Origin of the sequence: Leifsonia xyli subsp. cynodontis (assembly GCF_050632205.1) — a bacterium.
Lineage (GTDB): Bacteria > Actinomycetota > Actinomycetes > Actinomycetales > Microbacteriaceae > Leifsonia > Leifsonia xyli_D.
Window position 1 is genome coordinate 647,386 of the sequence record NZ_CP192578.1, and the last position, 17,080, is coordinate 664,465.

Here is a 17,080-nt window from a genome sequence, read left to right on the forward strand (position 1 = left end):
TCACAATGGCAGACATCCAGATCAGCCCCGACGAGATCCGCGACGCCCTCAAGGACTTCGTCAACGCCTACGAGCCCACCGGGGCCGGGGCGACCGAGATCGGCCACGTCCTGGACGCCTCCGACGGCATCGCGCACGTCGAGGGCCTCCCCAGCGTCATGGCCAACGAGCTCATCCGCTTCTCGAACGGCACCCTCGGCCTCGCCCAGAACCTCGACGAGAACGAGGTCGGCGTCGTCGTGCTCGGCGAGTACGACGAGATCGTCGAAGGCATGGAGGTGACCCGCACGGGCGAGGTCCTCTCCGTCCCCGTCGGCGACGGCTACCTCGGCCGCGTCGTCGACCCGCTCGGCAACCCGATCGACGGTCTCGGCGAGATCGCCAGCGAGGGCCGCCGCGAGCTCGAGCTCCAGGCGCCCGGCGTCATGCAGCGCAAGTCGGTGCACGAGCCGCTGCAGACCGGCATCAAGGCCATCGACGCGATGATCCCGGTCGGCCGCGGACAGCGCCAGCTGATCATCGGCGACCGCCAGACCGGCAAGACGGCCATCGCGATCGACACGATCATCAACCAGAAGGCCAACTGGGAGTCGGGCGACGTCAACAAGCAGGTCCGCTGCATCTACGTCGCCATCGGCCAGAAGGGCTCGACCATCGCCTCGGTGAAGGGCGCGCTCGAGGACGCCGGAGCGATGGAGTACACCACGATCGTCGCGGCCCCGGCCTCCGACCCCGCGGGCTTCAAGTACCTCGCGCCCTACACCGGCTCGGCCATCGGCCAGCACTGGATGTACGGCGGCAAGCACGTCCTCATCGTGTTCGACGACCTGTCCAAGCAGGCCGAGGCCTACCGTGCCGTGTCGCTCCTCCTCCGCCGTCCGCCGGGACGCGAGGCCTACCCGGGCGACGTCTTCTACCTGCACTCCCGCCTGCTGGAGCGTTGCGCCAAGCTCTCCGACGAGCTGGGCGCCGGCTCGATGACCGGTCTGCCGATCATCGAGACCAAGGCGAACGACGTCTCGGCGTACATCCCGACCAACGTGATCTCGATCACCGACGGCCAGATCTTCCTGCAGTCCGACCTCTTCAACGCCAACCAGCGCCCCGCGGTCGACGTCGGAATCTCGGTCTCCCGAGTCGGCGGCGACGCGCAGGTCAAGTCGATCAAGAAGGTCTCCGGCACGCTCAAGCTCGAGCTGGCGCAGTACCGCTCGCTCGAGGCGTTCGCGATGTTCGCGTCCGACCTCGACGCGGCGAGCCGTCGTCAGCTCGCCCGCGGCGCCCGCCTCACCGAGCTGCTCAAGCAGCCGCAGTACTCGCCGTTCCCGGTGGAGGAGCAGGTCGTCTCGATCTGGTCCGGCACCAACGGCAAGCTCGACGAGGTCGCCGTGGAGGATGTCCTGCGCTTCGAGGCCGAGCTGCTCGACCACCTGCGCCGCAACACCGACATCCTCGACACGCTGCGCGAGACCAACGTGCTCGACGACGACACCGTCGCCAAGCTCGACTCCGAGGTGGACAAGTTCAAGCTCGAGTTCCAGACCGGTGAGGGCAAGCCGCTCGCCTCGGTCGGACGCGAGGAGTTCCAGGCCATCGACGAGGACGAGGTCGACCAGGAGCGCATCGTCAAGGCCCGGCGCTGAGCCGGACCCCGACGGATAGGTAAAGAGGAGACACATGGGAGCACAGCTTCGGGTCTACCGGCAGAAGATCCGCTCTGCCCAGACGACCAAGAAGATCACCCGTGCGATGGAGCTGATCTCCGCCTCCCGCATCCAGAAGGCGCAGGCCCGGGTCGCCGCCAGCTCGCCGTACGCCCGCGCGATCACGCGCGCGGTGTCGGCTGTGGCGACGTACTCGAACGTCGAGCACGTGCTGACCACGGAACCCGAGAAGATCGAGCGCGCCGCGATCGTCATCTTCTCGTCGGACCGCGGACTCGCGGGCGCGTTCAACTCGAACGTGCTGAAGGAGTCCGAGAAGCTGGCCGAGCTGCTGCGCAGCCAGGGCAAGGAGGTCGTGTACTTCCTGATCGGGCGCAAGGCGCAGGGCTACTTCAGCTTCCGCCGCCGCTCGTTCGAGCGCGTCTGGACCGGCAACACGGATGCCCCGGAGTTCGAGCAGGCCAAGGAGGTCGCCGACGCGATCCTGGAGTCCTTCCTGCGCGACGCGTCCGACGGCGGCGTGGACGAGATCCACATCATCTACAACCGCTTCGTGAGCATGCTGACCCAGGAGCCGCAGGTCGTCCGCCTGCTTCCCCTGGAGGTCGTCGAGGGCGTGGAGGAGCCGGACCGCAACCAGGTCCTGCCGCTCTACGAGTTCGAGCCGGATGTCGGCACGGTGCTCGACTCGCTGCTGCCGGTCTACATCGAGAGCCGCATCTTCAACGCGATGCTGCAGTCCGCCGCCTCCAAGCACGCGGCGACGCAGAAGGCGATGAAGGCCGCGAGCGACAACGCAGACAAGCTCATCACCGACTACACGCGTCTTGCGAACAACGCCCGTCAGGCGGAGATCACCCAGCAGATCTCCGAGATCGTCGGCGGCGCGGACGCGCTGAGCTCGGCAAAGTAATCGTCCTACGAGAGAGATAGAAATCATGACTACCGCTACCGCCGAAGCCCAGGCTTCGACCGCGCAGCCGGGTGGCGTCGGGCGCATCGCGCGCGTCACCGGCCCGGTCGTCGACATCGAGTTCCCGCACGATGCGATCCCCGGTATCTACAACGCGCTGAAGACGACGATCACGATCGGCGAGACGTCGACCGAGATCACGCTCGAGGTCGCGCAGCACCTCGGCGACGACCTGGTGCGTGCGATCGCGCTGAAGCCGACCGACGGCCTGGTCCGCGGCGGCGAGGTGCGCGACACCGGCGCCCCGATCAGCGTCCCGGTCGGCGACGTCACCAAGGGCAAGGTGTTCAACGTCACCGGCGATGTGCTGAACGCCGAGCCGGGCGAGACCATCGAGATCACCGAGCGCTGGCCGATCCACCGTCAGCCGCCGTCGTTCGACCAGCTCGAGTCGAAGACCCAGCTGTTCGAGACCGGCATCAAGGTCATCGACCTGCTCACCCCCTACGTGCAGGGTGGAAAGATCGGCCTGTTCGGCGGCGCCGGCGTGGGCAAGACCGTCCTCATCCAGGAGATGATCCAGCGCGTGGCGCAGGACCACGGCGGTGTGTCGGTGTTCGCCGGTGTCGGCGAGCGTACCCGTGAGGGCAACGACCTCATCCACGAGATGGAGGAGGCGGGCGTCTTCGACAAGACCGCACTCGTCTTCGGCCAGATGGACGAGCCGCCGGGAACGCGCCTCCGCGTCGCCCTGTCGGCGCTGACGATGGCGGAGTACTTCCGCGATGTGCAGAAGCAGGATGTGCTCCTCTTCATCGACAACATCTTCCGCTTCACGCAGGCCGGTTCCGAGGTCTCCACGCTGCTGGGCCGCATGCCCTCCGCCGTGGGCTACCAGCCGAACCTCGCCGACGAGATGGGCCTCCTCCAGGAGCGCATCACCTCGACCCGCGGTCACTCGATCACCTCCCTGCAGGCGATCTACGTCCCCGCCGATGACTACACCGACCCGGCGCCGGCGACCACGTTCGCCCACCTCGACGCCACGACCGAGCTCTCCCGTGAGATCGCGTCGAAGGGTCTGTACCCGGCCGTCGACCCGCTGACCTCGACCTCGCGCATCCTCGACCCGCGTTACCTGGGCGAGGACCACTACCGCGTGGCCACCACGGTCAAGCAGATCCTCCAGAAGAACAAGGAGCTGCAGGAGATCATCGCGATCCTCGGTGTCGACGAGCTGTCGGAGGAGGACAAGATCACGGTGTCGCGTGCGCGCCGGATCCAGCAGTTCCTCTCGCAGAACACCTACATGGCGAAGAAGTTCACGGGTGTCGAGGGCTCCACGGTTCCGCTGAAGGAGACCATCGAGTCCTTCGACGCGATCGCCAAGGGCGAGTTCGACCACGTCGCCGAGCAGGCCTTCTTCAACGTCGGTGCGATCTCCGACGTCGAGGAGAAGTGGGCGCAGATCCAGAAGGAGAACGGCTGAGATGGCTGTCCTGACCGTCAGCGTCGTCGCCGCCGACCACGAAGTGTGGTCGGGCGAGGCGAGCATGGTCGTCGCCCGGACCGTGGAGGGGCAGATCGGTATCCTGCCCGGCCACGAGCCGCTGCTGGCCATCCTCGCCCAGGGCGAGGTGCGCGTGACCCTGAGCGGGGGCGAGTCGATCACGGCGAACGCCGATGACGGCTTCCTCTCGGTCGAGAACAACACGGTCACCGTGGTGGCCCGTCAGGCCGAGCTGGTCTGACATGCCGGAACAACAGGGAGCCCCGCTGGAGCGCCAGTTCGGAGACGTCCGCGTCCCGATGCTGATCGCGATGGCGGGGCTTCCCGGTTCCGGGAAGTCCACCATCGCGGAGATCATCGCCGGGCGCATCGGCGCCACGGTGATCTCGGTGGACCCGATCGAGGCGGCGATCCTGCATGCAGGCATCGACTCCGACCAGCCGACCGGGCTCGCGGCCTACCTCGTGGCGGAGACCATGGCCGAGCAGGTGCTGCTCTCCGGCCGCTCCGTCGTCGTCGACGCCGTCAACGCCGTGGAGCCGGCGCGCCTGCAGTGGCGCGACCTTGCGGAGCGGTGCGACGTGAAGCTGCGGGTGGTGGAGACGGTGTGCTCCGACCCGGCGCTGCACGAGGAGCGGCTCGCCAAGCGGACCGGCGTCGTCGCGACCTGGTCGGCGGATGCCGTCGCCGTCGAGCAGAGCACCGCGGAATACGACGAGTGGAAGGGCGTCTGCGGTTCGCTGCCGCGCGTCACCCTTGACACCGCCGCCGCGCTGGGCGAGAACGTCGACATCGCGCTGGACTTCGTGGCGGGCTAGCGTGCTCATCCTGCTCCCGCCCTCGGAGACGAAGAGGGACGGGGGAGCGGGGTCTCCGCTCGCCCTCGACTCTCTGAGTTTCCCGTCCCTGAACCCCGTCCGCCGGGAGGTCGTGGATGCGCTGGTCGCCCTCTCGGGCGACCGCGAGGCGGCCATCCGGGCCCTCAAGCTCGGGCCGAAGCAGGCCGGCGAAGTGGAGCGCAACCGCTTGCTCCCGGCCGCGCCGACGATGCGTGCGCTGGAGCGGTACACCGGTGTGCTCTACGACGCGTTGGATGCGCCGACCCTGAGCGCGACCGACTGGAGCGTCGCGTCCCGTTCGGTCGCCGTGCAGTCCGCCCTGCTGGGGCTGGTCGGCGCTGCGGATCCCGTGCCTGCCTATCGTCTGTCGTTCGATTCGCGGCTGTCGCCGGCCCGCGGTGCCGCATCGCTGAAGAAGCGGTGGGCGGCGCCGGGCGCTGCGGCGCTGGCGGAGCGCGACGAGCTGCTGCTCGACCTGCGGTCGGAGGGCTATGCAGCGCTCGCGCCGCTGCCCGATCGCGACGGCGCCCATTACGTGCGCGTGCTGGCGCGTGACGAGAGCGGGCACGTCCGCGCGCTCAACCACTTCAACAAGCAGGCGAAGGGCCTTCTCACCCGGGCCCTGATCGAGGCGGGCGCGTCGTTCGGCTCGGCGGGCGAGCTGTTCGCCTGGGCCGCGGACGAGGGCTACGAACTGCGGCCGGCCGACGACGGCACCCGCGACGTGGTGCTCGTCGTGCCCGAGGTCCGCGGCGCGCCCGGGCGGCTGATGGCGGCCCTCCGCGTCTGACCAGGATGCCGCTGGACCAGCCCGACTCACCGTGAATTCCCAGTGGTGCGCGACCCAAAAGTGAGATAAGCTCACGACCAAGAGAGAGGATCACTGATCCGAGGCCTGGGCGCGCACGAGTGGTGCTCCCGGAGACCTCAAATAGTCGGGCCGACGTGTGGTGGCCGGCGCGTCATCCCCATGCGCCGTTTCCACGCCGGAGTGTGAGGGCACCAGATCCGCCTGCGGTCGGGCACGTGCGGTATCGCCTTCACCAGCGAGAATCCGACGTCGGAGTCCATCCGCCGTCGGCCCGACTCTCTCGGTACCCGCCGCGCCGGCCCCGGCCGCTCATTCAGGCGCGGAAGCAGCCCTCGAAGTGGTCGTCGACCATCCCAGTGGCCTGCATCAGCGCGTACATCGTGGTCGGTCCGACGAACCGGAACCCGCGTCGACGGAGCTCTGTGCTCATCGCGGTCGATTCCGGCGTGACGGCCGGGATCTCGCCCCAGGCACGTGGTCGATGGGCCGCGCGTGGTTCGGGCGCGAAGCCCCACATGAGCTGCTCCAGCGGCACGTCCAGCGCCAGCACGGCCCGGGCGTTCGCGATGGTCGCCTGGATCTTGCCGCGGTGGCGGATGATCCGCGCATCCTGCAGCAGTCGCTCGACGTCGGCCTCGATCATCGCTGCGACCCGCTCGGGCTCGAACCCGAGGAAGACCTCGCGGAAGGCGGGCCTCCGCCGAAGGATGGTGATCCACGACAGGCCGGCCTGGAACCCCTCGAGGCACAGCTTCTCGTAGAGCGCGCGCGGGTCGTGCTGCGGCCGCCCCCACTCCTCGTCGTGATACCGGCGGTACTCGGGGTCGCTCGCAGACCATGAGCATCGGGCGAGGCCGTCGTCGCCGACGATGACGGCGGAGGAGGGGGACGTGAGCCCCGAGTCGGTCGTCGCGCTCATGCCGCCAGGAGGATCCCTTCGTGCTCGAGCAGCCACAGCTTCGTCGGGATGCCGTCGCCACCGCTGTAGCCGGTGACCCGCCCGCTCGACGAGAGCACGCGGTGGCACCCCACGATGATCGGAACCGGGTTGGCGCCCACCGCACCGCCGATCGCGCGGCCGTACCCGGCGTGGCCGAGCGACGCGCCCAGTTCGCCATAGGACACGAACGTGCCGAATTCCAGCGCGGCCAGGCGTTCCCATACCGCCTGACGGAACGGCGTGCCCTGCAGCCGCACCGGCACGTCGAACGAGCGGCGCGAGCCCGCGAAGTACTCCTCGAGCTGGCGTGCCGCATCGTCGAGCACCGGCGTGCTGCGTTCCGGATGGTCGTCGAGCGGCAGGCGGCCGGCGCGCTCGATGGAGAGCGACGTCACGGCCGTGCCGTCACTGGTGAGTTCGAGCCGCCCGATGGGGCTCGTGGTGCGGAGGAGATAGGCGAAGGAACTGCTCATGGGTCGACTCTAGGGCGGACCTCCGACGCGCACTCGCGATTATCGGACATCGGGGATAAGTCGCCCACGCAGCGATCTGTGGACGATTCCACCCGCTGCGGCCGTGTCCGACGTCGTGCCTAGACTCGGAGGCATGGCGAACATCGAATACCGCACCCTCGGCCGCTCCGGCCTCATCGTCTCGACGGTCGGCCTCGGCTGCAACAACTTCGGCCGCAAGGACACCGCGACCGAGACCCAGGAGGGTACGGACGCCGTCATCGACGCGGCGATCGACGCCGGCGTCACGCTGTTCGACACCGCCGACATCTACGGCAAGGAGCGCGGGCTGTCCGAGACCCTGATGGGCAAGGCGCTGGAGGGGAAGCGCGACCGCATCGTGCTCGCGACCAAGTTCGGCATGGACATGGCCGGTGTCAACGGTCCCGACTGGGGCGTCCGTGGCTCCCGCCGCTACATCCGTCTGGCCGTCGAGAGCTCGCTCCGCCGCCTCCGGACCGACTGGCTCGACCTCTACCAGCTGCACCAGCCCGACCCTGTGACGCCGATCGAGGAGACGCTCGAGACCCTCGACGACCTCATCGCCGAGGGCAAGATCCGCTACATCGGCCACTCCAACCTGACCGGCTGGCAGATCGCCGAGGCCGAGTTCACGGCGCAGCTTCACGCCCACCCGAAGTTCATCTCGGCGCAGAACGAGTACAGCCTGCTCGCCCGCGACGCCGAACGGGAGGTGCTGCCCGCAGTGAACCGCTACGGCCTCGGGTTCCTGCCCTACTTCCCGCTGTACAACGGCCTGTTCACCGGCAAGTTCACCCGTGAAGGCGGCCCCGCCGACAGCCGCATCATGAACCTGCGCAAGCACCTGCTCGACAACGCGCCGTGGGACAGGATGGACCGGTTCCAGGCCTTCTGCGACGAGCACGGTGTCAGCATGCTGGAGGCGACCTTCGGCTGGCTCCTCGCCCAGCCCGGCCTCTCGAGTGTGATCGCCGGCGCGACGAAGCCGGAGCAGATCGTGGCGAACGCGTACGCGGCGACCGCCTGGACGCCCACGCCCGAAGAGGTGGAGACGATCTCGCAGATCTTCCCCCGCGAGTGACGCGAGAGGGGGTTGTGAGTGAGCACTCACTCCATCTAGAGTGAGCGGGTGATCGAAGACGCCGCGACCGAGGCACCGCGCACCCGCGCCCAGCCGATGTCCGCCGAGGACCGCAAGGCGATGATCGTCGACGCGGTCATCCCCCTGCTGCTGGAGCACGGGCGCGGGATGACGTCACGCCAGATCGCCGAGGCCGCCGGTATCGCCGAGGGCACGATCTTCCGCGCGTTCGGCGACAAGGAGACGCTGGTGCAGGCGGCGATCGAGAAGTACCTCGACCCCGAGCCGCTCCGCGAGGCGCTGCGCAGCATCGACCCGGCGCTGCCCCTGGAGAACAAGGTGCGGGCCATCCTGTACCTGCTCCGCGAGCGGTTCCACAGCGTGATGCGGATCATGCCGGTCATCGGGCCGCAGCGTCCGCCCGTGCCGCAGGAACGCGGCGAGTTCGCGCGGATCATCGCCCACATCCTGGAGCCGGAGACGCGCGAGCTGAACTGGCCGCCGGAGCGTGTTGCACACATCCTGCGGCTGGTCAGCTTCTCGTCCGCGTTCCCCGCGCTCAACGAGGGCATCGAGTTCAGCATCGACGACCTCGCGCGGATGGTCCTGGTCGGCGTGGCGGGCACGTCGCCCCACGTGACCCCGCCGGACCGGGAACCAGCACCGAACACCGAACCGGCATCCAGCACCCAGCAGGCACCGAACACGGAGGCATCATGCTCCTGAGAATTCTCGGCCGCTTCCTCAGGCCGCACTGGCCGCTCCTGATCGGGGTGATCGTCTTCCAGCTCGGCTCGTCGCTGCTGTCGCTGTGGCTGCCGACGCTGAACGCCGACATCACCGACAACGGCATCGCGAAGGGCGACACCGGCTACATCCTCTCCGTCGGAGCCGAGATGCTCGGGGTCACGCTGCTGCAGATCGCGTGCGCCATCACGGCGGTGTACTTCGGCGCCAAGGTGGCGATGCTCGTCGGACGCGACCTGCGCGAGGCGATCTTCCACCGCGTGGGGGAGTTCTCAGAGCGCGAGGTCACGTCGTTCGGCGCGCCGTCGCTGATCACACGCAACACCAACGACGTTCAGCAGGTTCAGATGCTCGTCATGATGACGTGCACGCTGCTCGTCTCGGCCCCGATCCTCGCCGTCGGCGGGATCGTGCTGGCCATGCAGCAGGACATCGACCTGTCCTGGCTGATCGCGGTCAGCGTCCCGGCACTGCTCGTCGCGGTGAGCATCATCATCGCGCGCATGGTCCCGCAGTTCCGCCGGATGCAGGACCGGATCGACCGGGTGAACCGCGTGCTGCGGGAGCAGCTCAGCGGCATCCGCGTCGTGCGCGCCTTCGTGCGTGAGGACGTCGAGACCGGCCGGTTCCGCACCGCCAACGACGAGGTCACCGAGACGGCTCTCAAGGCCGGCCGCCTCTTCGCGCTGATGTTCCCGATCGTGATGCTCGTGCTGAACGTGTCGAGCGTCGCGGTGATCTGGTTCGGCGCCTTCCGCGTGCAGGACGGATCGCTGCAGGTCGGCACGCTGACGGCCTTCCTGCAGTACCTGATGCAGATCCTGATGGGCGTGATGATGTCGACGATGATGGCGGTGCTGGTGCCGCGCGCGTCGGTCTGCGCCGACCGGATCGGCGAGGTGCTCGGCACCGAGCCGTCCGTGCGCGCCTCGGACGACCCGGTCACCGAACTGCGCGCGCACGGAACGGTCGAGTTCGTCGACGTCGGCTTCTCGTATCCGGGCGCCGAGCATCCTGTGCTCACCGACGTCACGTTCCTCGCCGAGGCCGGCAGGACCACCGCCGTCATCGGCAGCACGGGCGCGGGCAAGACCACCCTGGTGAACCTCATCCCGCGGCTCTTCGACGCCACGAGCGGCATCGTGCTGGTCGACGGCGTGGATGTGGCCGACCTCGACCCCGAGGTGCTGTGGTCGCGGATCGGCATCGTGCCGCAGAAGCCCTACCTCTTCTCGGGCACGGTCGCCTCGAACCTCCGCTACGGCAACCCGGAGGCCACCGACGACGAGCTCTGGCATGCGCTCGAGGTGGCGCAGGCGCGGGACTTCGTCGAGGCGATGCCCGAGGGGCTGGATGCTCCCATCGCCCAGGGCGGCAGCAACGTGTCGGGGGGTCAGCGCCAGCGGCTGGCGATCGCGCGCGCGCTGGTTCGCAAGCCGGAGATCTACGTGTTCGACGACTCGTTCTCGGCTCTCGACACGGCGACGGACGCCCGGCTGCGGCAGGCGCTGGCCCGGGATGTCGCGGGCGCGACGATCGTCGTCGTCGCCCAGCGGGTGTCGACGATCGTCGACGCCGACCAGATCATCGTCCTCGAGGACGGCCGCGTGGTCGGCCGGGGGACGCACGACGAACTCGTCGCGAGCAACCCGACGTACGCGGAGATCGTGTCGTCGCAGCTCGCGGCCCAGGATGCGGCGTAGGAGAGTCCACGGATGAGCGAGAAGACGACTGCACCCGCCCGTCCCGCCGGCCCTCCCATGCGACGCGGTCCCGGCGGCGGGGGGCCGTTCGGCGCCATCGGCATGCCCGTCGAGAAGTCGATGAACTTCGGCCCCAGCGCCAGACGGCTGCTCGGCCGCCTGCGCCCCGAACGGCTTCCCCTCGTCGCGGTGACGGCGCTCGCCGTGGTCTCCGTGCTGTTCGCGGTGCTCGGCCCCAAGCTGCTCGGCAACGCGATCAACCTCGTATTCGCCGGCGCGCTGTCCCTGCAGTTCCCGTCCGGCACCACGCAGGCGCAGGTCATCGAGGGCCTCCGCGCGGCGGGCCAGAATCAGCTCGCCGACCTCGTCTCCGGAACCACGTTCACACCCGGCGCGGGCATCGACTTCACCGCTGTCGGCCAGACCCTGATGTGGGTGCTCGCGCTGTACGTGCTGTCGTCGCTCTTCAGCTACCTGCAGGCGTACGTGCTCAACGGTGTGACCCAGCGCACCGTGTACCGGCTGCGCGCGGACGTGGAGGACAAGCTCCACCGCCTGCCGCTGAAGTACTTCGACGGGATGCAGCGCGGTGAGCTGCTCAGCCGGGTCACCAACGACATCGACAACATCTCGCAGTCGCTGCAGCAGACCATGAGCCAGTTGCTCACCTCCCTGCTGACGGTCGTGGGTGTGGTCGTGCTCATGTTCGTGATCTCGCCGTTGCTGGCGATCATCGCGTTGATCACCATCCCGGTCACTCTCGTCATCACGACCCTGGTCGCGAAGCGCTCGCAGAAGCTCTTCGTCGCGCAGTGGCGGCATACCGGCGAGCTCAACGGGCAGATCGAGGAGGCGTTCACCGGGCACTCGCTGGTCAAGGTGTTCGGCCGGCACCGGGAGGTGGAGGCGCGCTTCCGCGAGAAGAACGAGGAGATGTACCGCGCCAGCTTCGGCGCCCAGTTCATCTCGGGCCTGATCATGCCGGCCATGATGTTCGTCGGCAATCTCATGTACGTCGCGATCGCGGTGGTCGGCGGCCTGCAGGTGGCGAACGGCGCGATGCAGCTCGGAGACGTGACGGCGTTCATCCAGTACTCGCGCCAGTTCACGCAGCCGCTCACGCAGCTCGGGTCGATGGCGAACCTCCTGCAGTCGGGGGTCGCGAGCGCGGAGCGGGTGTTCGAGCTGCTGGACGCGGACGAGCAGTCCGCCGACCCCCACCGGCCGGAGAGCCCGGACGGGACGAAGGGGCTGCTCGCCTTCGAGGACGTCTCGTTCCGGTACGTCGAGGAGAAGCCGCTGATCGAGCACCTCTCGCTCGCGGCGCAGCCCGGCCAGACCGTCGCCATCGTCGGGCCGACCGGCGCCGGCAAGACGACGCTGGTCAACCTGATGATGCGGTTCTACGAACTCGACGGGGGACGGATCACCCTCGACGGCGTCGACATCGCCAGCATGTCGCGGCACGACCTGCGCAGCAGGATGGGGATGGTGCTGCAGGACACGTGGCTGTTCAAGGGCACGATCCGCGACAACATCCTCTACGGCCGCCCGGATGCGACCGAGGACGAGATGCTGGATGCGGCCCGCGCCACGTACGTGGACCGTTTCGTGCACTCGCTGCCCGACGGCTACGACACGGTGCTCGACGACGAGGGAGCGAACATCTCGGCCGGCGAGAAGCAGCTTCTGACGATCGCCCGGGCGTTCCTCGCGCGGCCGAGCGTGCTCATCCTCGACGAGGCGACGTCATCCGTCGACACCCGCACCGAGCTCCTGGTGCAGAAGGCCATGAGCGCCCTGCGCGCCGACCGGACCTCGTTCGTGATCGCGCACCGGCTCTCCACCATCCGGGACGCGGACCTGATCCTGGTGATGGAGGCGGGCAGCATCGTCGAGCAGGGCACGCACGCAGAGCTCCTGGCGAAGGGCGGGGCGTACTACTCGCTGTACAACGCGCAGTTCGCCGGGGCGGCCGAGTAGAAGGGCCCGGTCACTGCTCCTTGAGGCGGGAGGCGTAGGCGCGCACCAGCCAGAAGATGCCGTAGAGGATCAGCCCGAGCGCGATGATCACCAGCAGCACCACGCCGAACGGCACCTGTTTGAGCGCCTTCAGGCTGCCGTCCAGCCCGCCGGCCTTCTTCGGATCGGACGTGATGGCGCCGAAGGTGACCAGGCCGCCGACGATGATGAGGGCGACCCCCTTCGCGACGTAGCCGATCCGGCCCAGCATCGCCGTGACCGTGGCCCACTGGTTGGGCGGCAGCCGGAGGTCGCGCTCGAAGCGGCGGGTCACGCCGTTGACGATGAAGACGACGCCGACCGCGACGATCACCAGACCGATGGCGGCGAGGAGGAACACGCCGCCCGGAGCGGCCAGCAGTTTGCCGCTCATCGACTGCTCGGACGAGGACGCGTTCTTGCGGCTGCCCGTGGCGATGGAGATCGCGATCACCGCGAGGGCCGCGTAGACCACGCACTTGACGACCTCGATGACCTTCTCACCGCGCTTGCGAGCGGTGAACGCCTGCAGGATCTGCCAGGCCGACAGGAAGATCAACCCGACGATGACCGCCCAGAGCACGAACAGCCCGCCGGGGACCGCGACAAGGGCCTCCAGGGCGCCCGACTGGTCGGCGTTCCCGCCCGAACCGAACGCGACCGCGAGGGCGATGATGCCGATCAGGATGTGGAGCACGCCGATCGCCGCGAGCCCGACGCGCGCGAGGATCCGCACGATGGGCTGGCGTTCGACCCGGGCGGCGGCGCGGCTGGGGGAGGTCATGGCCTGAACGGTACCCGGCGTTCACGCGTTCCGGAATCTCGGGTACCCTGGAGGACTGAGTCCGCCGCGCCATCGCGTGGCGGCGAGATCTGAATAGAGGAGGCCGGCATGGACATCGACCTCAGCGTCTTGCGTCTCATGGAGCGCGAGAAGGAGATCCCGTTCGACGAGCTGGTGCAGATCATCGAACAGGCCATCCTGACCGCTTACCTGAAGCACACCAACCAGCCTGACCACCGCCACGGTCACAGCGACCAGCCGCCGGCCGCGCGCGTGCACCTGGACCGCAAGACGGGTCACGTCACCGTCTACGTGCCCGAGCGCGACGACGAGGGCAACGTCGTCGGCGAGGCCGAGGACAGCCCCAGCGACTTCGGCCGCATCGCGGCCTTCGCGGCCAAGCAGGTGATCAACCAGCGGCTGCGCGACATCGCGGACGACGCGGTGCTCGGCGAGTTCCGCGGCCGCGAGGGCGACATCGTCGCCGGCGTCATCCAGCAGGGCCCGAACCCGCGCATGATCCACGTCGACCTGGGCACGGTGGAGGCCATCCTCCCACCCGAGGAGCAGGTGCCGGGCGAGGAGTACACGCACGGTTCGCGCATCCGCATCTACGTCACGAGCGTCTCGAAGGGGCCGAAGGGTCCGTCGATCACCGTGTCGCGGACGCACCCGGCGCTCGTCCGCAAGCTGTTCGCGCTCGAGGTCCCCGAGATCGCCAGCGGAGTCGTCGAGATCGTGTCGCTCGCCCGCGAGGCGGGGCACCGCACCAAGATCGCGGTCCGTGCGACCGAGCCGGGTGTGAACGCCAAGGGCGCGTGCATCGGCGAGCTGGGCCAGCGCGTGCGCGCGGTCACGGCCGAGCTGAACAACGAGAAGATCGACATCGTCGACTACTCGCCCGACCTCGCGACGTTCGTCTCGAGCGCACTGTCGCCCGCGAAGGTCACCAGCGCCTTCGTGATCGATGAGTCGCTCAAGGCCGTGCGCGCGCTGGTGCCCGACTACCAGCTGTCGCTCGCGATCGGCAAGGAGGGCCAGAACGCGCGCCTCGCCGCCAAGCTGACGGGCGCGAAAATCGACATCCAGCCCGATTCGATCCTCGACAGGGACTGATCCCCGGGCTGAACTGACTCGCGCTACTTCACGTAGCCGGCCAGTGCGGACTGGACCGCGTCGCTGACGCTGTCCGGTCCGCCGGTCAGCCATATGTGCCCGGGGCCCAGCCGGGTCAGCTGCGTGGCGATCGACGACGGGATGGACGTCGGCGCGGTGAGCAGCAGCGGCCGTCCGGCCTTGCCCGCCGCGGCCGACGCGGACAGCGCGTCGGGGAAGCCGGCGCCGGAGGCGACGAACACCGCGCCGGATCCCGCCGCGAACTTCGCCGCGATGGCCGCACTCGACTCGTACCGGTCCGATCCCGTCAGCCGGGTGACGTTCCCGCTCGTGTACGCCTTCAGTGCTGTGAGCACGCCGTCCGCGACGGCGGCCGGTCCGCCGACCACGACGATGCTGCCCGGCTTCAGCCGCTTCAGCTCGGTCGCGATCGACGGCGGCACGGAGGTGGACGTCGTGAGCAGCAGCGGCGCGCCTGCCGTCCGGGCGACGAGCGCGCCGGCGGAGAGTGCGTCCGGGAAGTTCTGCCCCGACGCCACGTAGGCCACGGAGACCCCGACGGTCGAGGTGGCGGCGCTGACGGCCGCGCTCGACTCGTAGCGGTCTGACCCGGCGATGCGCGTGACGCTGCCGGAGGTGAACGCCGCCAGCTGCGTCTGCACGCCGCTCGAGACGCTGGTGGTGCCGCCGAGCACCACGATCCGGCCGGGATGGAGTCGCTTCAGCTCGGTCTGGATCGACAGCGGGATCGCGGTCGGCTGGACGAGGAGCACCGGGCCTCCGGCGCGTGCGGCCGCCGGGGCGCCGGACAGCGCATCCGGGAATAGCAGCCCGGAGGCCACATACGCGACCGGGACGTTCGCGGGGAAGCTCGCGGCGGAGACGGCGGCACTCGTGCCGTAGCGGTCGCCGCCGGCCAGCCGGGCCACCTTCTGCGCGGTCGGCGGCACGGCGTAGGCGCGCAGCTTCCCGCCGCCGTCGGTGAAGTACAGCCGGCCGTTCGCCACGATCGGGCTCTGCCAATGCAGCCCGCTGCCGCCAGCCGTGTCGGTCCAGAGCTGGCCGCCGGTCGCCGGGTTCAGCGCCCGGATGCCCGCCCTCGACAGGTAGAAGAGCACGCCCCCGGCGACGATCGGGGTGGTGCCCGCGGCGGTCTGCTTCCAGACCGGCACCAGGGCCGGCTTGCCGCCGGTTCCGGCTTGCAGCTTCAGCGCTGAGATCCCGCTGTTGTTGGCGATGAACACCCACGACGTGCCGTTGCGGTCGACCCAGTTCGCCGGCTGGGTGAGCACCTGGCCGCCCTGCGGGACGGCGATGGACTGGAGCTCGCCGCCGGTCGCTCCCGTGCGTCCCTGACCGCTCAGATCGGCCGTGTTCAGAAGGCGGATCATCGCATCCTTGCCGCTCTGCACGGCGAGATGGGCGACCGACGAGCCCGCCGGAGGCGCGACGACCTGCGGGGCGGTGCTGCCGAGGTCGGCATCCGCCTGGTCGAGCTGGGCGTAGTTCGTCGGCGTGTAGCTGTCGACCGGTCCGCCCGCCGCGCCGCTGCCGTCGGGGTTGATCGCGAGCACCGAGTCGCCCCAGTTCCGGCTGCCGTCGAACAGACCGTTGCCGGTGGAGAACAGGATGCGCTGCGTGCCCGGGTCGTACACGACGCTGGGCCGTGCCCAGACGGCGGACTGCGTGTGCCCGCACGCGCTGACGCCGAGGTGCCCGGTCTTGTCGCTGCACAGGGTGTTGAAGACGCGCTGGGCCCCCGTGCTCAGGTCGACGGTCGTGACGTGACCCTGGTAGTCGCCGCGGTCGCCCGGGTAGCCGCCGTTCGATACATAGAGGTAGGTGTGGCCGCTCACCGTGGCGATCGTGAGCGCGGGCGAGCTCTTCTCGTCGTACGGCTTCAGCGTCGCGACCTGCGGCCAGCCGCCGCCGGTGGTCTCCGCGCCGGAGCCGGTGGCGTACTTGTGCACCCTGCCGTCGAGCCCATAGCTGTACACGAAGGCGCCGCTCGGGTCGACGGCGGGGGAGGACGTGGTGAAGCAGGGGTTCGTGCCCGTGTTGATCGTGCAGGAGCCGGGTCCGTTCTGGTGCTTCCACACCTCGGCGCCGGTGGCCGCATCCGTCGCGGTGATCCAGCCGTCCTTCGTGGTCGTGAACAGCAGGTCGCGGGTGCCGCCGGCCGTGGCGACGCCGGGCTGCTCGACAGGCGGCCCGTCGGAGACCCCGGGCAGGGTCGCCGTGAAGAGCGGCTTCAGCGCGCCGACCGTCGACGGAATGATCTGCGTCTCCGCGCTGTTGACACCGGAGTGCGATGGGCCGTTCCCGAACTGCCCCCACGCGACCGGCGCAGCGCTGGCCGGCGCGGCCGTCGGCTGGGCGACCGCGAAGGCGGCGGCCAGCAGGCCGGCGGCGAGGACGAGGTGCGGGGCACGGCGTCCGGTGGGCTTCGCGGCATCGCGAGAAATGGTCATGGTCCC

Annotated in this window: 15 protein-coding genes; 11 read left to right on the forward strand and 4 right to left on the reverse strand. The window is 69.3% G+C overall.

What is annotated here, in order from left to right:
* Positions 1-5 precede the first annotated feature (5 nt).
* Genes atpA through ACQ86M_RS03210 form a run of 6 tightly spaced genes read left to right on the forward strand, consistent with a single transcriptional unit; the run spans position 6 to position 5,716 of the window.
* On the forward strand, positions 6-1,643 hold the full coding sequence (gene atpA / locus ACQ86M_RS03185) for a F0F1 ATP synthase subunit alpha (RefSeq protein WP_431220686.1): 1,638 nt from the start codon (positions 6-8) through the stop codon (positions 1,641-1,643).
* A gap of 34 nt (positions 1,644-1,677) precedes the next feature.
* Positions 1,678-2,577, forward strand: coding sequence for a F0F1 ATP synthase subunit gamma (locus tag ACQ86M_RS03190; RefSeq protein WP_431220687.1), 900 nt, complete (start codon positions 1,678-1,680; stop codon positions 2,575-2,577).
* A 25-nt stretch (positions 2,578-2,602) separates the two neighbouring features.
* Positions 2,603-4,066, forward strand: a complete 1,464-nt coding sequence (atpD, locus tag ACQ86M_RS03195) for a F0F1 ATP synthase subunit beta (RefSeq protein ID WP_431220688.1) — start codon at positions 2,603-2,605, stop codon at positions 4,064-4,066.
* Between the two features lies 1 nt (position 4,067).
* The gene (locus tag ACQ86M_RS03200) at positions 4,068-4,328 is read left to right on the forward strand and encodes a F0F1 ATP synthase subunit epsilon (RefSeq protein WP_431247025.1); all 261 of its coding nucleotides are present in this window, start codon (positions 4,068-4,070) and stop codon (positions 4,326-4,328) included.
* 1 nt (position 4,329) lies between these two features.
* Positions 4,330-4,905 (forward strand): AAA family ATPase, encoded by a 576-nt coding sequence (locus ACQ86M_RS03205; RefSeq protein WP_431247026.1) that lies wholly within the window; start codon positions 4,330-4,332, stop codon positions 4,903-4,905.
* A gap of 1 nt (position 4,906) precedes the next feature.
* Positions 4,907-5,716, forward strand: a complete 810-nt coding sequence (locus ACQ86M_RS03210; RefSeq protein ID WP_431247027.1) for a YaaA family protein — start codon at positions 4,907-4,909, stop codon at positions 5,714-5,716.
* A gap of 334 nt (positions 5,717-6,050) precedes the next feature.
* Here the strand turns inward: ACQ86M_RS03210 and ACQ86M_RS03215 are convergent, their stop codons facing one another.
* Both ACQ86M_RS03215 and ACQ86M_RS03220 read right to left on the reverse strand, forming a co-directional pair.
* On the reverse strand, positions 6,051-6,656 hold the full coding sequence (locus ACQ86M_RS03215) for a DNA-3-methyladenine glycosylase I (protein WP_431247028.1): 606 nt from the start codon (positions 6,654-6,656) through the stop codon (positions 6,051-6,053).
* Positions 6,653-7,150 carry a methylated-DNA--[protein]-cysteine S-methyltransferase gene (locus ACQ86M_RS03220; RefSeq protein ID WP_431220693.1) on the reverse strand — a complete coding sequence of 166 codons (498 nt, stop codon included), beginning with the start codon at positions 7,148-7,150 and terminating at the stop codon, positions 6,653-6,655. The genes ACQ86M_RS03215 and ACQ86M_RS03220 overlap by 4 nt, the downstream gene beginning before the upstream one ends.
* A gap of 133 nt (positions 7,151-7,283) precedes the next feature.
* On the opposite strand from ACQ86M_RS03220, the gene ACQ86M_RS03225 reads away from it, so the two are divergent.
* The 4 genes from ACQ86M_RS03225 to ACQ86M_RS03240 are packed head-to-tail and all read left to right on the forward strand — an operon-like array spanning position 7,284 to position 12,685.
* Positions 7,284-8,252 carry an aldo/keto reductase gene (locus tag ACQ86M_RS03225; protein WP_431247029.1) on the forward strand — a complete coding sequence of 323 codons (969 nt, stop codon included), beginning with the start codon at positions 7,284-7,286 and terminating at the stop codon, positions 8,250-8,252.
* Between the two features lie 48 nt (positions 8,253-8,300).
* Positions 8,301-8,978 (forward strand): TetR/AcrR family transcriptional regulator, encoded by a 678-nt coding sequence (locus ACQ86M_RS03230; protein ID WP_431247030.1) that lies wholly within the window; start codon positions 8,301-8,303, stop codon positions 8,976-8,978.
* Entirely contained in the window at positions 8,969-10,702 is a 1,734-nt protein-coding gene (locus ACQ86M_RS03235) for an ABC transporter ATP-binding protein (RefSeq protein ID WP_431247031.1), read from the forward strand. The genes ACQ86M_RS03230 and ACQ86M_RS03235 overlap by 10 nt, the downstream gene beginning before the upstream one ends.
* 12 nt (positions 10,703-10,714) lie before the next feature.
* Entirely contained in the window at positions 10,715-12,685 is a 1,971-nt protein-coding gene (locus ACQ86M_RS03240) for an ABC transporter ATP-binding protein (RefSeq protein WP_431247032.1), read from the forward strand.
* 10 nt (positions 12,686-12,695) lie between these two features.
* Here ACQ86M_RS03240 and ACQ86M_RS03245 read toward each other — a convergent pair whose 3' ends face one another.
* Positions 12,696-13,487 carry a DUF1206 domain-containing protein gene (locus tag ACQ86M_RS03245; RefSeq protein ID WP_431247033.1) on the reverse strand — a complete coding sequence of 264 codons (792 nt, stop codon included), beginning with the start codon at positions 13,485-13,487 and terminating at the stop codon, positions 12,696-12,698.
* 108 nt (positions 13,488-13,595) lie between these two features.
* On the opposite strand from ACQ86M_RS03245, the gene nusA reads away from it, so the two are divergent.
* On the forward strand, positions 13,596-14,603 hold the full coding sequence (gene nusA, locus ACQ86M_RS03250) for a transcription termination factor NusA (RefSeq protein ID WP_431247034.1): 1,008 nt from the start codon (positions 13,596-13,598) through the stop codon (positions 14,601-14,603).
* Between the two features lie 23 nt (positions 14,604-14,626).
* On the opposite strand, the gene ACQ86M_RS03255 is transcribed toward nusA, so the two are convergent.
* Positions 14,627-17,074, reverse strand: a complete 2,448-nt coding sequence (locus ACQ86M_RS03255; protein WP_431247035.1) for a cell wall-binding repeat-containing protein — start codon at positions 17,072-17,074, stop codon at positions 14,627-14,629.
* Between the last annotated feature and the right edge of the window lie 6 nt (positions 17,075-17,080).